Consider the following 16,569-nt stretch of genomic DNA (forward strand, 5'->3'; position numbering starts at 1 on the left):
GCGGGCGCGGTGCCACGCCGCGCCGCGCCCGGAGCATCCGGGCGGGGTGTTCCACCGCCTCGCCACTACCGCCCCGGCAGTACCGGCCGGTCCCCACGGACCGGCCCTCCCCGAAACCCGAGGATCTTCAATTGCGCGACGTCTACCACGAGGAACTCGACTCCCTCTCCGCCAAGCTGGTCGAGATGACGCGGCTGGTCAGGTCGGCGATGTCCCGCGCGGTGACCGCGCTGCTGGACGCCGACCTGCGGCTGGCCGAGGAGGTCATCACCGCCGACGAGCTGGTCAACAAGATCGACGCCGAGATCGAGGAGACGGTGTTCGACCTGATGGCCCGGCAGCAGCCGGTCGCCGGGGACCTGCGGACGCTGGTCACCACGCTGCGGATGAGCAGCGACCTGGAGCGCATGGGCGACCTCGCCGTGCACATCGCCAAGACCGCCCGCCGCCGGCACCCCGAGTCGGCCGTCCCGCCGGAGCTGCAGTCCACGGTCCTGGAGATGGGGCAGATCGCCGAGCGGCTGATCGCCAAGGCGGGCTCGGTGATCGCGTCCCGGGACGTCGAGATGGGCCTGGAGCTGGACGCCGACGACGACGCGATGGACCGGCTGCACCGCCGCCTGTTCGACATCCTGCTGTCGCCGAAGTGGAAGCACGGGGTCGAGCCCGCCGTGGACATCACCCTGGCCGGACGGTACTTCGAGCGGTTCGCCGACCACGCCGTCCACGTCGCGGAGAACGTCGTCTACCTGGTCACGGGCCAGCGCCCGCAGGAGATCATCGACGCGAGCTGACGTACCGCCGCGGCCCCGCCGACCGGGCCGCCGGTCGTTCTCTCGTCGCAGGAACCGCGAAAAAGCCCGCCGCGTCCTCGTGCGAGGACGCGGCGGGCTACGCCGTACTCGGGGTCTACTTCTTCTTCTTGGTCGCGCCCTGGTTCTTGACGGCCTCGATGGCGGCCTTGGCGGCGGCCGGGTCGAGGTACTCGCCGCCGCGCTTCAGCGGGGCGAAGTCGTCGTCCAGTTCGTAGACCAGCGGGATGCCGGTCGGGATGTTCAGGCCGACGATGTCCTCGTCGGAGACGCCGTCCAGGTGCTTGACCAGGGCGCGCAGCGAGTTGCCGTGCGCGGTCACCATGACGGTGCCGCCGTTGGCCAGGTCCGGGACGATCGAGTCGTACCAGTAGGGCAGCAGGCGGTCCACGACGTCCGCGAGGCACTCGGTGCGCGGGATCAGCTCGGACGGCAGGGACGCGTAGCGCAGGTCGTTGACCTGGGACAGCGGGTCGTCGTCCTTGATGGGGGGCGGCGGGGTGTCGTAGGAGCGGCGCCAGACCATGAACTGGTCCTCGCCGTACTCCTCGCGGGTCTGGGCCTTGTTCTTGCCCTGCAGCGCGCCGTAGTGCCGCTCGTTCAGCCGCCAGGACCGGCGGACCGGGATCCACAGCAGGTCCGCGACGTCCAGCGCGATGTTGGCCGTGCGGATGGCCCGCTTCAGCAGTGAGGTGTGCACCACGTCAGGGGTGATGTCGGCGTCGAGCAGCAGGTCTCCGCCGCGCGTCGCCTCGCTCTCGCCCTTAGCGGAGAGGTCCACGTCCACCCAGCCGGTGAACAGGTTCTCCGCGTTCCACACACTCTCGCCGTGCCGCAGCAAAACCAGGGTCGCCATGGCACCAGAGCCTAGCGGGCGCCGCCGCGCGGTCCGGCACGAGGCCGGAGGCGCGGGGACGGGGGCGAGCAGGTCAGCCGGGTCGCCACCCGGGCTCGGGGCCGAGGCCGGTCAGCCGTCGGCGGCGGGCGGCGGAGGGGCGTCAGCGGTTGGCAGGGTCGGCGAAGGAGGCGAAGGCCCGCAGGTTGGCGAGGGACTCGCCGCGCTTGACCCGCCAGTCCCACTCCTTCTGGATCGAGGTCTTGAAACCGCGCTCCAGAGCCCGGTCGAAGTTCTCGTCGGAGTAGGTGAGGACGCAGCCGAGGAGCCGGTCGATCTCGTCCGGGGTGACCGACTGGAGCGCGACGCGGCCGACGATGTAGACGTCTCCGACCTCGTCCAGCGCGAACGACATGCCGTACATCCGGCCGTTGCGTTCGAGCAGGAACCGGTAGAACTCGGCGTGGTTCTCGTCCGGCTGGCGGCAGAAGAACGCCTCGACGTGCAGGCTGTGGTCGCCGACGATCAGCCACGTCATGGTGGCGAGCTTGTGCTGGCCCGGCAGCTTGACGAAGAACGCGCCCTCGCGCGGGACGCTGTACTCCAGTTCGGCGGACCGCAGCGTCTCCTCGATCACCTTGACCGGGTCGTCCGCCGAGCCACCTGTAGGGCCGTCCGGCTTCGGGGGGGTCGCCGAAACGTCTCGTTCGCCGTGGCTCACCGGGCCATCTCCTTCACCATCGCCTCGCGGGTCGTCGCACCGGTATACACCTCGAGGAGGCGGTCCACGGTCGCGTCCCACCCGAACGCCTGGGCGTGGCGGACCGCGCCGCGCGCGAGCCGGAGGTGGGTGCCGGGTTCGGCGTACAGGCGGCGCAGCACCGACGCGTAGTCGGCCGGATCGTGCCCGTCGATGAGGACACCGGACTCGCCGTGCCGGACCGCCGTCTGCAACCCGCCGACGGCGGCGGCCACGACCGGCGTCCCGCACGCCTGCGACTCCACGGCGACCAGCCCGAACGACTCGTTGTGGGACGGCACGACCGTCACGTCCGCGGCCCGGTACCAGTCGGCCAGCTCGCGCTGCGGGCACGGCGGCTCGAACCGGACGACGTCGGTGATGCCGAGTTCGGCGGCGAGCCGCTGCAGTTGCTCGGGACGGCAGCGTCCGGCTCCGGACGGTCCGCCGACGACCGCGACGACCAGCTTCGAGCGCAGCGCCGGATCGTGCCGCAGCATGATCGCGACGGCGCGGAGCAGGACGTCGGGGGCCTTCAGCGGCTGGATGCGGCCGACGAACAACAGCACGTACGCGTCCCGGCGCAGGCCGAGGCGGCGGCGCGCGGGACCGGTGCGGTGCGGCAGCAGTCCGGTGCCGCGCGCGATCACCGGCGATTCGGGACGGAACAGGCCGAGGTCCACGCCGGGGCTGACGGTGGCGATGCGGGACGGGTCGGCGGCATAGAGGCCGGCGAGCTCCCGCGTCTCCTTGTCGGTGTTGGCCACGAGGTGGTCGGCGGTGTCGACGATCTGCTGCTCGCCGTTCACGCGGAGGGCGGGCTCGGGGGTGTCCCCAGCGGCGAGCGCGGCGTTCTTGACCTTGGCCATGGTGTGCATCGAGTGCACGAGCGGGACGCCCCAGCGCTGCTTGGCGGCCCATCCGGCCTGGCCGGAAAGCCAGTAGTGGGTGTGGATCAGGTCGTAGTGGCCGGGCTCGTAGGACGCCTCGGTGCGCAGCACGCCCGACGTGAAGGTGCACAGATGGCGCGGCAGCTCGCCCTTGTCCAGTTCCTCGAACGGCCCGGCGACGACGTTGCGGACCAGGACGCCGGGGGCCAGCTCGGTGACCGGCGGCAGGGCGCGGGAGGTCGCGCGGGTGAAGATGTCCACCTCGACGCCTCGCTCCGCCAGCCGCTTCGCGGTCTCCACGACGTAGACGTTCATGCCGCCCGCGTCACCCGTGCCGGGCTGGTCCAGGGGCGAAGTGTGCAGACTGATCGTCGCAACTCGGTTGATACGACCCGACAACGGACACCACCTCCGGTAGTGCAACCTATCGACCGGGCGGACTGTTCCCCGCACGGAGGGCGCGACCCTGTGACGTGCGTCCCGGGGCCGGTCTGGGAAGCTGTCCGGCATGCGTAAGACGGCGGTAGTGACCGGAGCAAGCAGCGGGATCGGGGCGGCCACGGCGCGGCGACTGGCCGCCGAGGGGTTCAACGTCGTGGCGGCGGCGCGCCGCCGGGACCGCCTGGACGCCCTCGTCAAGGAGATCACCGAACAGGTGCCGGGCGCGGGACGGGTCGTCCCGCTGACCCTCGACGTGACCTCGCAGGAGTCGGTGGACGCCATGGCCGCCGCGCTCGACTCCTGCCACGTCCTGGTGAACAACGCGGGCGGCGCGATCGGCCTGGAGCCGGTCGAGCACGCCGACCCGGCCGACTGGCAGGCGATGTACGACACCAACGTCCTCGGACTGCTCCGGGTGACCAAGGCGCTGCTGCCGAAGATGATCGAGTCCGGTGCCGGGCACGTGGTGAACATCACCTCGCTCGCCGCGCACGCGGCGTACGAGGGCGGCGGCGGCTACAACGCCGCCAAGCACGCCGCCTTCGCGGTGAACGAGGTCATGCGGCTGGAACTGGTGGACCGCCCCGTCCGGATCACCGAGATCGCGCCCGGCCTGGTGAAAACCGAGGAGTTCAGCCTCGTCCGGTTCCGCGGCGACAACGAGCGCGCCGAGAAGCCGTACGAGGGCATCCCGGAGCCCCTGGTCGCCGACGACATCGCCGACTGCGTCGCCTGGGTCGTCACCCGGCCCGCGCACGTCAACATCGACCGCATCGACGTCCAGCCCCGCGTCCAGGCCGCCCCCCACAAACTCCACCGCGAAAGCTGACCCCGCGCGGACGTGCTGCCCGGCGGGCGACTGACCGGCCGCCAACCTTCCAGGCTGACGCGTGCCCCGTGGGCACGCCCTACGGGCACGTCCCGCACGCGCCAGCGAGTACGCGCGGCGCGTGCGACAGGCGCGTGAACGGTGCCCGGCGGGCGACTGACCGGCCGCCGGCTTCCCGGCTGACGCGTGCCCGGCGGGCACGCGCGCAGACACGCCCAGCGAGTGCGCGCGGGGCGTGCAACAGGCGCGCGAATGGGTGCCGGCGGGCGCGGCCAGCGGTGGGCGCCCGGCGGGCAAGGCGTCAGCGGGTGGGGGCGACTGCTGACCAGGGCAGGGTGAGCTCGCCGAGGCGCCAGCGGTTCCTTCCGCCGTAGGGAGGGCTCGCGCACACCGGATGGATCGCCGCGAGGTGTTCGACGGCGGCGATCCAGCGGGCCCGCGCGCCGAACACCGACTGCGGGGCGGCGACGGCCCAGGCCCGGTCGAAGTCGGCGAGCAGGGTGTGCACGGCCTCACCCTCGACGTTGCGGTGGATCAGTGTCTTCGGCAGCCGGGGGGCGAGGTCGGACGGCCGGTCCAGGGACGGCAGGTGCGCGGCGAACGTGATCGTCCGGGGGCCGGTGCGGTCGAGCGTGACCCAGACGGCGCGGCGGCCGACCTCGTCGCAGGTGCCCTCGACCAGCACCCCGGCCGGGTCGAGCCGAGCGGTCAGGTCGTCCCACGCCCGCCAGGCGGCGTCCTCGTCGTACTGGCGGAGCACGTTGAACGCGCGCACGAGCGTCGGCGGACGGTCGACGGGCAGCTCGAACCCGCCGCGTCGGAACGACAGCCCCGGATACCGCGCCTGGACGGCCCGGCCGGCGGCGACACGGTCCGGCTCGATCTCGATGCCGACGACCTCGACCGCGGGCGCGACCGCGCGCAGGCGAGCGTAGAACTCGATCGTGGTGACCGGGGACGCCCCGTATCCGAGGTCGACGGCGAGGGGGCGGGGCGCCGCGCGCAGCAGGCGGCCCTGGGTGGCGGCCGTCCACCGGTCCGCTCGGCGGAGCCGGTTCGGGTTGGTCGTTCCCCGGGTCACCTCCCCCTGGGGTCTGGTCGCGCGTGCCACGCCGTCGATTGTGGCCCGGCAAATTACCGAACTGGATTCGGTTTCCGTAAGTGATCGGTTACGGTGATCTCCCGCCCGTCCGCGCCCGAGGGAGCCCCCATGCCCGATCCCACCCCCGCGCACGAGCCCGCCGCGACGCCCGCCCCCGCGCCCGGTCCGACGACCGCGACGGCGTCCATGCCGACGGCCGCGTCGGGGGCCATGCCGACGTCAGGGCGGGAGGTGGGTAGTCAGGAGGGTGTGCGCGAGCCTGGACCGGACGAGCAGCTCGATCTCGCCTCGCTGCTCGAAGCGATCGCGGCGGCCGTGCCCGAGCGGGAGTGCCTGGTCTGGCACGGCGAGGGCGGCCGGCGCTCGCGCACGTGGCGCGGGATGGTCGAGCGGAGCCGCCGGCTCGCGCGCGTGCTGCACGCGCACGGCCTCGGGCGGCACGGCCGGGCGGCCGAGCCCTGGGAGTCGCCACACGATCACCTCGCCCTCTACCTGCACAACGGCCCCGAGTACCTCGAAGGCCTGGTCGGCGCGCACATGGCACGCGTCGCGCCGTTCAACGTCAACTACCGCTACACCGGCGACGAGCTGGCGCAGCTCTTCGAGGACGCCCGCCCCCGCGCGGTGATCTACCACGCCCGGTACGCCCCTCGAATCATTGAAGTCCTTGAGCGCACCGGTCTCCAACCGCTGATCCTGCCTGTGGACGACGGGTCGGCGACTCCGCAACCGCCGGACGCGCGCGCGTACGAGGCGGCGCTGGAGGCGTCCTCGGACGAGCCTCTGGACGTCGCCCCCTCCCCCGGCGACCTGCACATCCTCTACACCGGCGGGACGACCGGTCTCCCGAAGGGCGTGCTGTGGCGGATCGGTGACCTCATGGTCGGTCCGCTGGGTCTCCGCCGCCGCGACCACACCCCGATCACCGACCTGGACGAGGCGGTCGCGCGGGCCGTCCGGTCGACTGCGCGGGTCCTGGTCGCGCCGCCGCTGATGCACGGTGCCGGGACATGGTCGGCGCTCGGCGGCTGGTGCGCGGGCGCGTGCGTGGTCTTCCCCAACCGCGTGGACGGCCTGGACGCGGCCGATCTGCTGTCGGTCGCCGAACGCGAGCGGATCACCCGGATCCCGCTGGTGGGCGACGCGTTCGCGCGTCCGATCGTGGCGGAGCTGGAGCGCGGCGACCACGATCTCAGCCCGCTGCGGTCGCTGCTGAACTCGGCCGCCGGAATCAGCCCGGACGTGAAGAGGCGTCTACTGGAGTTGCTTCCCCACGTGCGGATCATCGACGTGCTCGGGTCGTCCGAGACCGGGTTCCAGGTGACGCGGCAGGGGGCAGAGGACCGGCCGTTCGCGGCGGCCCCGGGTGCGGTCGTGCTGAGCGCCGACCGGACCCGCGTGCTCGCACCCGGCGAGGACGACATGGGCTGGCTCGCGAAGAGCGGCACGATCCCGCTCGGCTACCTCAACGACCCGGACAAGACCGCCGCCACCTTCGTCACCCTCGGCGGGACTCGCGTCGTCGTCGCCGGGGACCGCGCCCGGATCCTCCCCGACGGCACCGTCCACGTGCACGGACGCGAGGCCACCACGATCAACACCGGCGGCGAGAAGGTGTTCGCCGAGGAGGTCGAGGCCGTCCTGCGCGCGCTGCCCGGTGTCGCGGACGCGCTGGTCCTCGGACGTCCGAGCGCGCGCTGGGGCAGCGAGATCGTCGCCGTCGTGCGGCCGGCCGGGCCCGGCGGCGGCCCGTCCGACGCCGAGCTGCGCACCGGCTGCGCGGGACGGCTGGCCGGCTACAAGATCCCCAAGGCGTTCGCCCGGACGGACTCCTCCCTCCGCCTTCCCAACGGCAAGGCCGACTACGCCGCCGCCCGAATCCTGTTCGGTTAGGTCTTCCCCCCGGGCCGTGCGGCGAGCGATGCTGGCGGGATGCCGGATCTCAACGCGCTGCTCGCCGACATGGCCGCCGAGGCCGCGTCCCTCGACGCGCTCATCACCCCGCTCGACGCCGCCGGGTGGGCCACGCCCACGCCCGCCGAGGGCTGGACGATCGCCCACCAGATCGCCCACCTGACCTGGACCGAGGAGCACGCCCTGCGTGCCGCCACCGATCCCGAGGCGTTCCAGGCGAACCTGCCCCGGATGGAGGACGTGGACCGCGCCGCCGAAGAGGGCGCGCGGCTCGCCCCGGACGAACTGCGCGACCGCTGGCGCAAGGGCATGGCGGAACTGGGCACGGCGCTCGCCGCGCTCCCGCCCGGGACGCGGCTGCCGTGGTTCGGCCCGCCGATGGCGGCCGGGTCGATGGCGACCGCGCGGATCATGGAGACCTGGGCGCACGGCGAGGACGTCGCGGAGGCGCTCGGGGTAACTCGGGCACCCACCCGCCGGCTCCGGAACATCGCGCACATCGCCGTCCGGGCCCGCGACTTCGCCTTCCACAACCGCGGCCTCGCCCCGCCCGCCGAGGAGTTCCGCGTCGAGATCACCCCGCCGGACGGCGGCGAGCCGTGGACGTGGGGACCGGCGGACGCCGAGCAGCGCGTGACCGCTCCCGCGCTCGACTTCTGCCTGCTGGCGACCCGCCGCCGCAACCGCTCCGACGTCTCGGTCAGCGCGCGCGGCGCGAACGCCGAGCGCTGGCTGGAGATCGTCCAGACGTTCGCCGGACCGCCCGGCGCGGACCGTCCGGCCCGGTCCTGACCTCGGCGAACCGCGTCACACGAGCGGGTGATCTTCGGCACCTCGTGTTGTTTTTCGGCGATCCGGGGATAGGACTCAAGCATGACCATCCTGATCGCTTTCGACGGTTCCGAGGACGCGCGCACCGCCGTCGAGTTCGCCGCCCGCACGCTCCGCCCCGCGCCCGTCGTCGTGCTGACCGTCTGGGAGCCGCTGCTCAGCCAGATCAACTGGGCCCCGCTCGCCGCCGCCGGGGCGCTCGCCGTGGACACCGAGACCGACGAGTGGCCCGAGGAGGAGCAGGCGCGGCGACTCGCCCTGGCCGGTGCGGAAATCGCCCGCAAGGCCGGATTCGAGCAGGTCGAGGCCCGGTCGGCGCGCACGACGGGCCCGATCTGGGCCGGCATCGTGGACGTCGCGGACGAACTCGACGCCGACGTCATCGTGACCGGATCACGCGGCCTCGGCGGAGCCCGCTCGGTGATCCTCGGCAGCGTCTCCACGCGCGTCCTTCACAAGACGCACCGCGCCGCCCTGGTCGTCCCGCCGCCGAAGGAGGACTGATCCGGGCGGCCACCGCGAGGCGGCCTCCGCCCGGCCAGGGACGCGCCTGACGCCCCCGCACGCCGGACGCGGCCGCCTCGGACGGACCCGCCTTCAGCGGCCGACCGCTGAGAAGGGACCACGCCTCCACCGGACGGCCGCCTCGGAGAGGCCACGCGGCCACCGGACGGCCGCCTCGGCGCCGGGCGCATTCGGCGAGTCCGCCGGACCGTGTGATCGTGGACACGATGTGGAAATGTGCGGGTTCGCCCCAGCAGAACGTGATCGGTCGCTCTTCCCCCGCCTATCCCGCTATCCGGCGATCAGCGAGACAGGCCGGGATGAGAATGCTCCCCCGCATTCCTGGCGGTTCGGACGGCGGCTATGACCGGACCGTGCCATGACTCTGGCTCAGAAGACAGGCACTCCTGTCCGACACGCCCGAGAGGACTATCCGCCGAGAGATTTCAGGGCCTTCTCGAAGGCCGTGTAGGCGTCCTCGGTGAACAGCACGAACCGGACGTCCTCCACCTTGGTCGGCGTGGACACGACGGTGTTCACGGCGACGCGGGCGGCGTCCTCCACCGGCCAGCCGTAGATCCCGGCGGACACCGCGGGGAAGGCGATCGAGGCGACCTCCAGCTCGTCCGCCGCGCGCAGCGACTCGCGGAAGCAGGACGCCAGCAGGGCCGAGCGGTCCTCGGAGGCCGAGTAGACGGGCCCGACGGTGTGGATGACCCAGCGGGCGTGCAGGCGCCCGGCCGGGGTGGCGACCGCCTGGCCGGTGGGCAGGCCGCCGCCGTAGTGCGAGGCCCGCAGCCTGCGGCAGGCCTCCAGGATCTCGGGCCCGCCGCGGCGGTGGATCGCGCCGTCCACGCCGCCCCCGCCCAGCAGCGAGGAGTTGGCCGCGTTCACCACCGCGTCCACGCGCTGCTCGGTGATGTCGCCGCGCACCAGAGTGATCTTCATCGCTTCCCCTCCGCCCCCGACGGCGCGCCGGCGTCCGGGAGACACCGACCCGGCCGGCGGGCCGTCCTCTGATCCCGACGGGAACCCTGCTCAGGGGGTCGGAGCGTTAAACCCGGTGCCGGGGCGCGAAATCCGCGCCTGGAGCGGGCGAACGGCGAGCGCGCGCCGGCCCAATCAGGTTTCATGGAATACCGGAAAGTACCGATTATTCGGCGGCGGATCATGGGCCGGACCGCTGTGCGGTGGTGGCGGCCGGGTCACGAACGAGCGAACCGCCGGAGAAAACGTCGTCACAGGCGGCACTATCCTGCCGCTACAGCGACCACAATGGTGTGAAAGTCGTGGAGGTGCCCCCCTTGAAGATTCTCGTCGCGGGCGCGACCGGCGTGGTCGGGCGGCGGCTGGTGCCGCTGCTGGTCCAGGCCGGTCACGAGGTCGTCGGAACGACCCGCAGTCCGGAGCGCGCGAAGACCATCGCCGACCAGCAGGCCGTCCCGGTCGTCGTGGACGTGCTGGACGCCGAGGCCCTGTCCCGGGCGCTCGCCGAACACTCCCCGGAAGTGGTGATCCACCAGCTCACCGACCTGTCCGCCGAGGACTTCGAGGCCAATTCCCGGCTGCGGATCGACGGCACCCGCAACCTGGTGGACGCGGCGCGCGCGGCGGGCGTCCAGCGGATGATCGCGCAGTCGATCGCGTGGATCTACCGGCCCGGCGCCGACCCGGCCACCGAGGACGACGAGCTGGACTCCTCGCTCCCGCCCCACCAGGCCGTGGCCGCGCTGGAGCGGATGGTCGGCGAGATGCCGCACGGCGTCGTGCTGCGGTATGGAGCGTTTTACGGTCCCGGCACCTGGTACGCCCCGGGCGGCGCGATCGCCGAGCGGGTGCACGCGGGCGCGATGTCGCTCAACCCGGGCTGGACCTGCTTCGTCCACGTGGACGACGCCGCCTCGGCCGCCGTCGCGGCGCTCGACTGGCCCGCGGGCCCGGTGAACATCGTGGACGACGAGCCGGCGAGGGCCGCCGACTGGCTGCCGGTGTACAGCACGGTGCTCGGCGCGCCGACGCCGCCGACCGCTCGGCACGCGGCCGCGCTGGGCCGCCCGGTGTCGAACGCGCGGGCCCGCGAGCTGGGCTGGAAGCCGCGCCTGGAGAGCTGGCGCGACGGCTTCGCCGAACTGGACTGAGCTTCGGCCCGTCTGGTCCCGTCCCCTCCGTTTCGCCGGTTCGGTCCGCTCGCGTCCCGGACGCCGCGGACCGTCCATCCGGACCGTGAGGTCCGGATGATCGGGATCGCCCGAGTCAGGGCGGAGCGCTCGGGTCCTCGCACCCCTCGGCCGTCCGATCCGTCCTGTCCGTCCGCCTCCACGGAAATCCCATGGGGGCGCACGGGACGGATCATTGAAACTTCAAGTATGATGGCCGACATGACGGACATCCGGTGGCTCGATGAGGCGGAGCAGCGGACGTGGCGCGCCTTCGTCGCGTTCTCCCGGCTGCTGTCGGAGTCGATGGAACGGCAGCTGCACCGCGACGAGGGCCTTCCCTTCAGCTACTACCTGGTCCTCGCCATGCTCTCGGAGGCCCCGGGACGCTCCCTCACCATGACCGAGCTGGCCACGGTGGTCCGCGCGTCCCCGAGCCGGCTGTCGCACGCGGTCAACAAGCTCCAGGCGAACGGCTGGGTGGTCCGCGCCCGCCACCCCGACGACCGGCGCGCGATCATCGCGACCCTGACCGACGAGGGCATGGCGGTCGTCGAGAAGGCCGCGCCCGGCCACGTCGGCGAGGTCCGCCGCCTGGTGTTCGACCGGCTCACGCCGGAGCAGCGCGAGTCGTTCGAGGACATCCTGACCACCCTGCTCGCCGGCCTCGACCCGGACGCCCCCGTCTGCCCGGACGCCCCGGTCTGCCCCGGCGATCCCGAACCGTCCGCCTCCGCCTCGGCCCGCCGCCGCGATGACGGCGACGCGATCCCGGACACCTGCGACGACACCCGGGCCCTTTGCCCCGCGGACACCGTCCCAGCCGACGACTCGGACTGCGACGCCGCTTAGGATCGGCTGGGTGCTGAACTGTCGGTGCCGTGCCGCATGATGGCGGGCATGGACGAGAAGGAGACCGAGCAGCGCAAGGCCCGGCTCACCGAGATCTGCACCGGCCTTCCCGAGGCGACCGCCGAGGCGTCGGGCCACGGTCCCCACGTCGTCTACCGGGCGCGGAAGAAGACGTTCGCCTGGTACGTCGACAACCACCACGGCGACAACCGCGTGTGCCTGTGGGTGAAGGTCACGCTGGACGAGCAGGAGGCGCTGCTCGGTTCCGATCCCGAGCGGTTCTTCAGCGCGCCCTACATGGGCCAGCACGGCTGGGTCTCCGTCCGGCTCGACCTCCCCGACGTCGACTGGGAGGAGATCGCCGAGCTGGTCACCGAGAGCTACCGCATGCTGGCGCCGAAACGCCTGGTCGCGCAGCTCACGATCTGACCGGCTCAGCCGTGGTCACGAGGCGAAGAGCACCGTGCGGTCGGCGGCCTTCGGGTAGGCGTCCGCCAGCAGCCGCAGGCCCTCGGCCGTCAGCTCCTCGCGGACGGCGTCCGAGACGGGCGCGAACTCCTCGATCCGCAGGGTCGCGGCACCGCGCTTGACCTCGGCCTTCCACATGCCGCGCACGAAACCGTCCACGAGCACCGCCGCGCGGATGATCCCGTTCACGGTGAACAGCCGCTTGCGGTGCTCCTCGCTGACGATCCGGGCGCGGTCGGCGTGCGACAGCGTGAGGTTGTCGAACTCCGGGACGAAGCGGACGGGCGCGGGCGTGTCGGCGTCCGGACGCGGCGCGTCGGGCAGGTCGTACAGGAGGCGCCCGTTCTCGTCCTCGAAGGTGAGCAGGCGCGGCGCGAGCCGGGTGAAGACCTCGCCCAGCCGCGTCAGCCCCGACCAGTGCTGCGCGTCGGCCACGCTCGCGGGCCCGAACGCGGCCAGGTAGCGCAGCACGAACGCCTCGACGTCCGGCTCGGCCATGGGGGTACCCAGCCAGGCGTCCAGCAGGCTGTGGGTGGCCAGCCCGGACGCTCCCCACACGCCGCGCGGCGGCACCTGGACGAGCGGCAGCATGCAGCGCGCCGCCCAGTTGAGATCCTGGGGGTCGTGGCCGGGGAACCGCTCCGCCAGCACCTCCCGGACCTGCTTGTCCGACCTCGGCTCGGCGACCAGCAGCTCCCGGACGGTCTCGCGCACGGGGTCGAGGTCCACGCCGTCCAGGCTGTGCAGCGCGCGCTGGGTGCGCAGGTAGCCATCCAGGACGGCCTGCGTGAGCGGGCGGAACGCGAGCGCGTCGCGCGCGCTGACCAGGTGCAGGGTGCCGCGCATGAGCACCATGCGCACGGCCTGCCGCTCGCGCAGCAGCCGGCCGGGCTCGTGGAAGTCGAACCCCTCCAGCCGCGTCCAGAGACCGAGGTAGGGCGGGTTCGGGGCCTGCGCCTGCATCCCGGCCAGGTGCTCGATGGTCTCCAGCACGCCCATGCGGTGCCGGCGGAGCAGGAGCTGCCGGGCGAGCAGCGCCCGGTTCAGCTCACGTCGTCCCAGCTTGACGGCCATGTCAGAGCGCGTAGTCGTAGCGGAGGAACCCGTTGAACCGGGCGACCTTGTCGTACAGGAGGCGCGCGGTCCGGTTGTGCTCCTGCGTCGTCCAGTACAGCCGGGACGCGCCGCGCTCGCGGGCGGCGTCCGCGACGGCCTCGATCAGCCCCCGCGCGACGCCCTTGCCGCGCACGTTCTCGTCGACGAAGAGATCCTGCAGGTAGCAGGCGCCGTCGTCCCAGACGGTGACGTGGAACAGGTAGTGCGTGATGCCGACGAGCCGTCCGTCCAGCCGTGCCCCGAGCGCCGCCACGTCACCGCCGTCGCCGTTTGCGAGCGTGAGCCGCTTCCAGGCGAGCTCGTACCCGGCGTCGTCCACCTCGGTGCGGTAGAACGCCTTGTACCCGCGTGCGAGCACCTCCCACGCATCCCGCTCGTCCGGGCGGAGCGGCCCAATCTCGATCATTCCGGCATCCTTCCACGCGCCACCGACACTCGTCCGCCCGCGCGACGGCCGCGCTCAGGCCTCCGCGCGGACGGGCCCGGAGACGGAGGCGCTCTCGGAGACGACAGCGCTCTCGGTGGCGGCGGCCGGCTCGGCGTCACGCGTCGCGCGGCGGCGCAGGCCGAACGCGATGACGACCGCTCCCGCCACGGCCGTGACGACGGGGACGGTCATGGCGGTGTGGAAGGCGGACAGCTCGGCGGCCGGGCCCTCGCCCGACAGCGCCGCGACGTTCACGGCGGTGACGACGGAGACGCCCAGCGCCATCCCGAACTGCATGGACGTGTAGAGCAGCCCGCTCGCCAGGCCCTGTTCCGACTCGTCCACGCCCTCGGTGGCGGCCATGGTCAGAGGGCCGTAGCCGAGGGTGAAGGCGAGGCCGAGCAGGACGAGGCCGGGGAGCATCGCGGCGTACGTCCAGTCCAGGCCCGCGCCGAGGAAGATCGCGTAGCAGGCGGCGGACAGCAGCAGCGCGGTGGCCGCGACCGGGGTGACGCCGAACCGGCCGACCAGGCGGGGCGTGAGGGTGGGGGCGAGGACGAGGTCCAGGCCCACGACGAGCATGGTCAGGCCGGTGCGCGTGGGCGACCAGTCCCGGATCTCCTGGAGGTAGAAGGTCATCAGCAGCTGGAAGCCGCCGAACGCGCCGACGAACAGCAGCGCGGTGACGTTCGCGCGCAGCAGCGGGGCGGAGCGCAGGGCCCCCAGCCGGACGAGCGGTTCCGGGACGCGCCGCTCGACCAGGACGAACGCCGTGAGCAGGACGATCCCGGCGGCGAACACGGCCCCGGTGAGGAGCGGCCCGTCCGAGGGGTGCTCCAGCCGGACGACCCCGTAGACGAGCGCGGACATCGCGGTCGTGACGAGCAGCGCGCCCGGGACGTCCAGGCGTCCGCGCTCGTTCTCGGCGTCGTCCCGGACCAGCGGGACGGCGGCGGCCAGCACGAGCAGCGACAGGATGACCGGGGCGAAGAACACCCAGCGCCAGCCGAGCGGGGTGAGCAGGCCGCCCGCGACGAGCCCGAGCGTGAAGCCGCCCGCGGCCGTCGCCGCGTACACCGACAGGGCGCGCGTCCGCTCCGGCCCCTCCGGGAACGCCGCGGTGACCAGGGACAGCCCGGCCGGTGCGAGGAACGCGGCGGCGACACCGGTGACGAAGCGCGCGGTCAGCAGCATCCAGCCTTCGGTCGCGAGGCCGCCGAGCCCGGAGAAGGCCGCGAACACCACGAGCCAGGACAGGAACATCCGGCGGCGGCCGAACAGGTCCGCCGCGCGGCCGCCGAGCAGCATGAACCCGCCGTACCCGAGCACGTAGGCGCTGACGACGCCGCTCAGCGCGCCCGTGGACAGCCCCAGGTCGGCCCGGATCGACGGCAGCGCGACGTTCAGCATCGCCACGTCGATCCCCTCGAGGAAGATCGCCCCGCACAACACCAGGAGCGCGCCCCAGCGGCGTGAAGTACTCATTCGGTCCGACACCTCTTCCACAGCATGCGAACCGGCGGTTCCCGATGGGCCCGTCGGTTCCCTCTTGATACCGACAGCATCGTGCGGCACCATCGACGACCATGGAAGACGGCACTTCAAAGTCCCCCGGTTCCTGCGGTGTTACCGCCTCCGACCAGGGCTTCGACATCACGCACTGGGACGCGCGGGAGGACTGCGAGACCCGGCAGATCCTGGACCGCGTCGCGGACAAGTGGTCGCTGCTGGTGATCGCGCTGCTGGACGAGCGCAGTCTCCGGTTCACCGAGCTGCGCCGGGCCGTCCACGGGGTGAGCCAGCGGATGCTCACCCGCACCCTGCGGCACCTGGAGCGGGACGGGCTGGTCCACCGGACTGTCCACCCCGTCGTCCCGCCCCGCGTGGACTACTCCCTGACGCCGCTGGGCGCGAGCCTGCACTCGACGATCAAGGCGCTGGTGGACTGGACCGAGGTCCACAAGGGCGCCATCGCCGCCGCCCGCGACGCCTACGACCTGCGCGCCGCCGAGGAGGCCGCGGTCGCGGCGATGACGCCGGCGTCCTGAGCGCGGCATCCGCCCGTGCGCCCGCCGCCGGAGCGCGGGCGGGCGCACGCGTGTCCGCCGGACGGACGCGAACTCCAAACGGACGCGAACTCGAACGGACGCGGACTCAGACGGACGCGGACTCGGAATCGGTCGCGGACTCGGTCGGGAGACCGGCCCCGGTCCAGTCCTCGATGCCCTCCTTGTACTTGCGGACGTTGGTGTAGCCGAGCGCGGTGAGGCGGTCGGCGACCTGGCCGCTGTTGGGGCACGCCTCGTTGGAGCAGTAGGTGACGATCGCGGCGGCGCGGTCGGGCAGGCGGCCCGCGGCCTCGGCGTCCACCTCGCCGGGGGCGAGCGGGACGGCTCCCGGAAGGTGCTGCCTGGCCCAGTACTCGCCGCCGAGGGCGTCCACGATCGTGACCGTCCCGGCGTCGACGGCGCGCTGGAGCTCGTCGCGGGTGATGAGTGCGGTCATGCCACATCCTCTCGGGAATCGGACTATAGTCCGTTTCGTGTCTGGGAACAGTAACGGACCACGGTCCGGTTATGCAACGCCGCTGGAACTGCTGCGCACCCCGCCGCCGAAGGAGCGCGCGGACGCGGCGCGCAACCGGGCGGCCGTG

18 protein-coding genes are annotated in these 16,569 nt (G+C 72.8%); 9 read left to right on the top strand and 9 right to left on the bottom strand.

What is annotated here, in order from left to right; all coding sequences use genetic code 11:
• Positions 1 to 131 precede the first annotated feature (131 nt).
• The gene (gene phoU, locus AB0J52_RS07560; protein WP_117356508.1) at positions 132 to 794 is read left to right on the top strand and encodes a phosphate signaling complex protein PhoU; all 663 of its coding nucleotides are present in this window, start codon (positions 132 to 134) and stop codon (positions 792 to 794) included.
• A 115-nt stretch (positions 795 to 909) separates the two neighbouring features.
• Here phoU and AB0J52_RS07565 read toward each other — a convergent pair whose 3' ends face one another.
• From AB0J52_RS07565 to mshA, 3 genes are all read right to left on the bottom strand, one after another.
• A complete protein-coding gene (locus tag AB0J52_RS07565; RefSeq protein WP_500180740.1) occupies positions 910 to 1,668 on the bottom strand; it encodes a phosphoglyceromutase in 759 nt (252 codons plus the stop codon).
• Between the two features lie 142 nt (positions 1,669 to 1,810).
• On the bottom strand, positions 1,811 to 2,284 hold the full coding sequence (locus AB0J52_RS07570) for a type III secretion system chaperone family protein (protein WP_500180756.1): 474 nt from the start codon (positions 2,282 to 2,284) through the stop codon (positions 1,811 to 1,813).
• An 80-nt stretch (positions 2,285 to 2,364) separates the two neighbouring features.
• Positions 2,365 to 3,675 (bottom strand): D-inositol-3-phosphate glycosyltransferase, encoded by a 1,311-nt coding sequence (gene mshA, locus AB0J52_RS07575; protein WP_500180741.1) that lies wholly within the window; start codon positions 3,673 to 3,675, stop codon positions 2,365 to 2,367.
• A gap of 109 nt (positions 3,676 to 3,784) precedes the next feature.
• Here mshA and AB0J52_RS07580 point away from each other — a divergent pair, with 109 nt between their 5' ends.
• The gene (locus tag AB0J52_RS07580) at positions 3,785 to 4,546 is read left to right on the top strand and encodes an SDR family NAD(P)-dependent oxidoreductase (protein ID WP_500180742.1); all 762 of its coding nucleotides are present in this window, start codon (positions 3,785 to 3,787) and stop codon (positions 4,544 to 4,546) included.
• A 301-nt stretch (positions 4,547 to 4,847) separates the two neighbouring features.
• Here the strand turns inward: AB0J52_RS07580 and AB0J52_RS07585 are convergent, their stop codons facing one another.
• Entirely contained in the window at positions 4,848 to 5,657 is an 810-nt protein-coding gene (locus AB0J52_RS07585) for a class I SAM-dependent methyltransferase (protein ID WP_500180743.1), read from the bottom strand.
• 99 nt (positions 5,658 to 5,756) lie between these two features.
• On the opposite strand from AB0J52_RS07585, the gene AB0J52_RS07590 reads away from it, so the two are divergent.
• The 3 genes from AB0J52_RS07590 to AB0J52_RS07600 all read left to right on the top strand — a co-directional run bounded on the left by AB0J52_RS07590 (position 5,757) and on the right by AB0J52_RS07600 (position 8,897).
• Positions 5,757 to 7,541 carry an AMP-binding protein gene (locus tag AB0J52_RS07590; protein ID WP_500180744.1) on the top strand — a complete coding sequence of 595 codons (1,785 nt, stop codon included), beginning with the start codon at positions 5,757 to 5,759 and terminating at the stop codon, positions 7,539 to 7,541.
• Positions 7,542 to 7,580: 39 nt separating this feature from the next.
• Positions 7,581 to 8,354: a TIGR03084 family metal-binding protein gene (locus tag AB0J52_RS07595; RefSeq protein ID WP_500180745.1), complete on the top strand. Its 774-nt coding sequence runs from the start codon at positions 7,581 to 7,583 to the stop codon at positions 8,352 to 8,354.
• Between the two features lie 81 nt (positions 8,355 to 8,435).
• Positions 8,436 to 8,897 (top strand): universal stress protein, encoded by a 462-nt coding sequence (locus tag AB0J52_RS07600; RefSeq protein ID WP_500180746.1) that lies wholly within the window; start codon positions 8,436 to 8,438, stop codon positions 8,895 to 8,897.
• Positions 8,898 to 9,326: 429 nt separating this feature from the next.
• Here the strand turns inward: AB0J52_RS07600 and AB0J52_RS07605 are convergent, their stop codons facing one another.
• The gene (locus AB0J52_RS07605) at positions 9,327 to 9,845 is read right to left on the bottom strand and encodes an O-acetyl-ADP-ribose deacetylase (RefSeq protein ID WP_500180747.1); all 519 of its coding nucleotides are present in this window, start codon (positions 9,843 to 9,845) and stop codon (positions 9,327 to 9,329) included.
• 356 nt (positions 9,846 to 10,201) lie between these two features.
• Between AB0J52_RS07605 and AB0J52_RS07610 the strand changes: the two genes are divergently transcribed.
• The 3 genes from AB0J52_RS07610 (at position 10,202) to AB0J52_RS07620 (ending at position 12,334) form a co-directional block, all read left to right on the top strand.
• Positions 10,202 to 11,035, top strand: coding sequence for an NAD-dependent epimerase/dehydratase family protein (locus tag AB0J52_RS07610; protein WP_500180748.1), 834 nt, complete (start codon positions 10,202 to 10,204; stop codon positions 11,033 to 11,035).
• A 240-nt stretch (positions 11,036 to 11,275) separates the two neighbouring features.
• Positions 11,276 to 11,905, top strand: coding sequence for a MarR family winged helix-turn-helix transcriptional regulator (locus AB0J52_RS07615; protein ID WP_500180749.1), 630 nt, complete (start codon positions 11,276 to 11,278; stop codon positions 11,903 to 11,905).
• 48 nt (positions 11,906 to 11,953) lie between these two features.
• A complete protein-coding gene (locus AB0J52_RS07620) occupies positions 11,954 to 12,334 on the top strand; it encodes an MmcQ/YjbR family DNA-binding protein (RefSeq protein WP_500180750.1) in 381 nt (126 codons plus the stop codon).
• A gap of 15 nt (positions 12,335 to 12,349) precedes the next feature.
• On the opposite strand, the gene AB0J52_RS07625 is transcribed toward AB0J52_RS07620, so the two are convergent.
• From AB0J52_RS07625 to AB0J52_RS07635, 3 genes are read right to left on the bottom strand one after another with little or no spacing between them, the layout of a single operon-like run.
• Positions 12,350 to 13,447, bottom strand: a complete 1,098-nt coding sequence (locus AB0J52_RS07625; RefSeq protein WP_500180751.1) for a winged helix DNA-binding domain-containing protein — start codon at positions 13,445 to 13,447, stop codon at positions 12,350 to 12,352.
• A gap of 1 nt (position 13,448) precedes the next feature.
• Positions 13,449 to 13,895, bottom strand: coding sequence for a GNAT family N-acetyltransferase (locus AB0J52_RS07630; protein WP_500180752.1), 447 nt, complete (start codon positions 13,893 to 13,895; stop codon positions 13,449 to 13,451).
• Positions 13,896 to 13,949: 54 nt separating this feature from the next.
• The gene (locus AB0J52_RS07635) at positions 13,950 to 15,401 is read right to left on the bottom strand and encodes an MFS transporter (RefSeq protein ID WP_500180753.1); all 1,452 of its coding nucleotides are present in this window, start codon (positions 15,399 to 15,401) and stop codon (positions 13,950 to 13,952) included.
• A gap of 101 nt (positions 15,402 to 15,502) precedes the next feature.
• Between AB0J52_RS07635 and AB0J52_RS07640 the strand changes: the two genes are divergently transcribed.
• Positions 15,503 to 15,964, top strand: a complete 462-nt coding sequence (locus tag AB0J52_RS07640) for a winged helix-turn-helix transcriptional regulator (RefSeq protein ID WP_500180754.1) — start codon at positions 15,503 to 15,505, stop codon at positions 15,962 to 15,964.
• Positions 15,965 to 16,070: 106 nt separating this feature from the next.
• Here AB0J52_RS07640 and AB0J52_RS07645 read toward each other — a convergent pair whose 3' ends face one another.
• On the bottom strand, positions 16,071 to 16,421 hold the full coding sequence (locus AB0J52_RS07645) for a rhodanese-like domain-containing protein (protein WP_500180755.1): 351 nt from the start codon (positions 16,419 to 16,421) through the stop codon (positions 16,071 to 16,073).
• Positions 16,422 to 16,569 lie beyond the last annotated feature (148 nt).

Source organism: Spirillospora sp. NPDC049652, from assembly GCF_040675125.1.
In the GTDB taxonomy this organism is placed as follows: Bacteria; Actinomycetota; Actinomycetes; order Streptosporangiales; family Streptosporangiaceae; genus Spirillospora.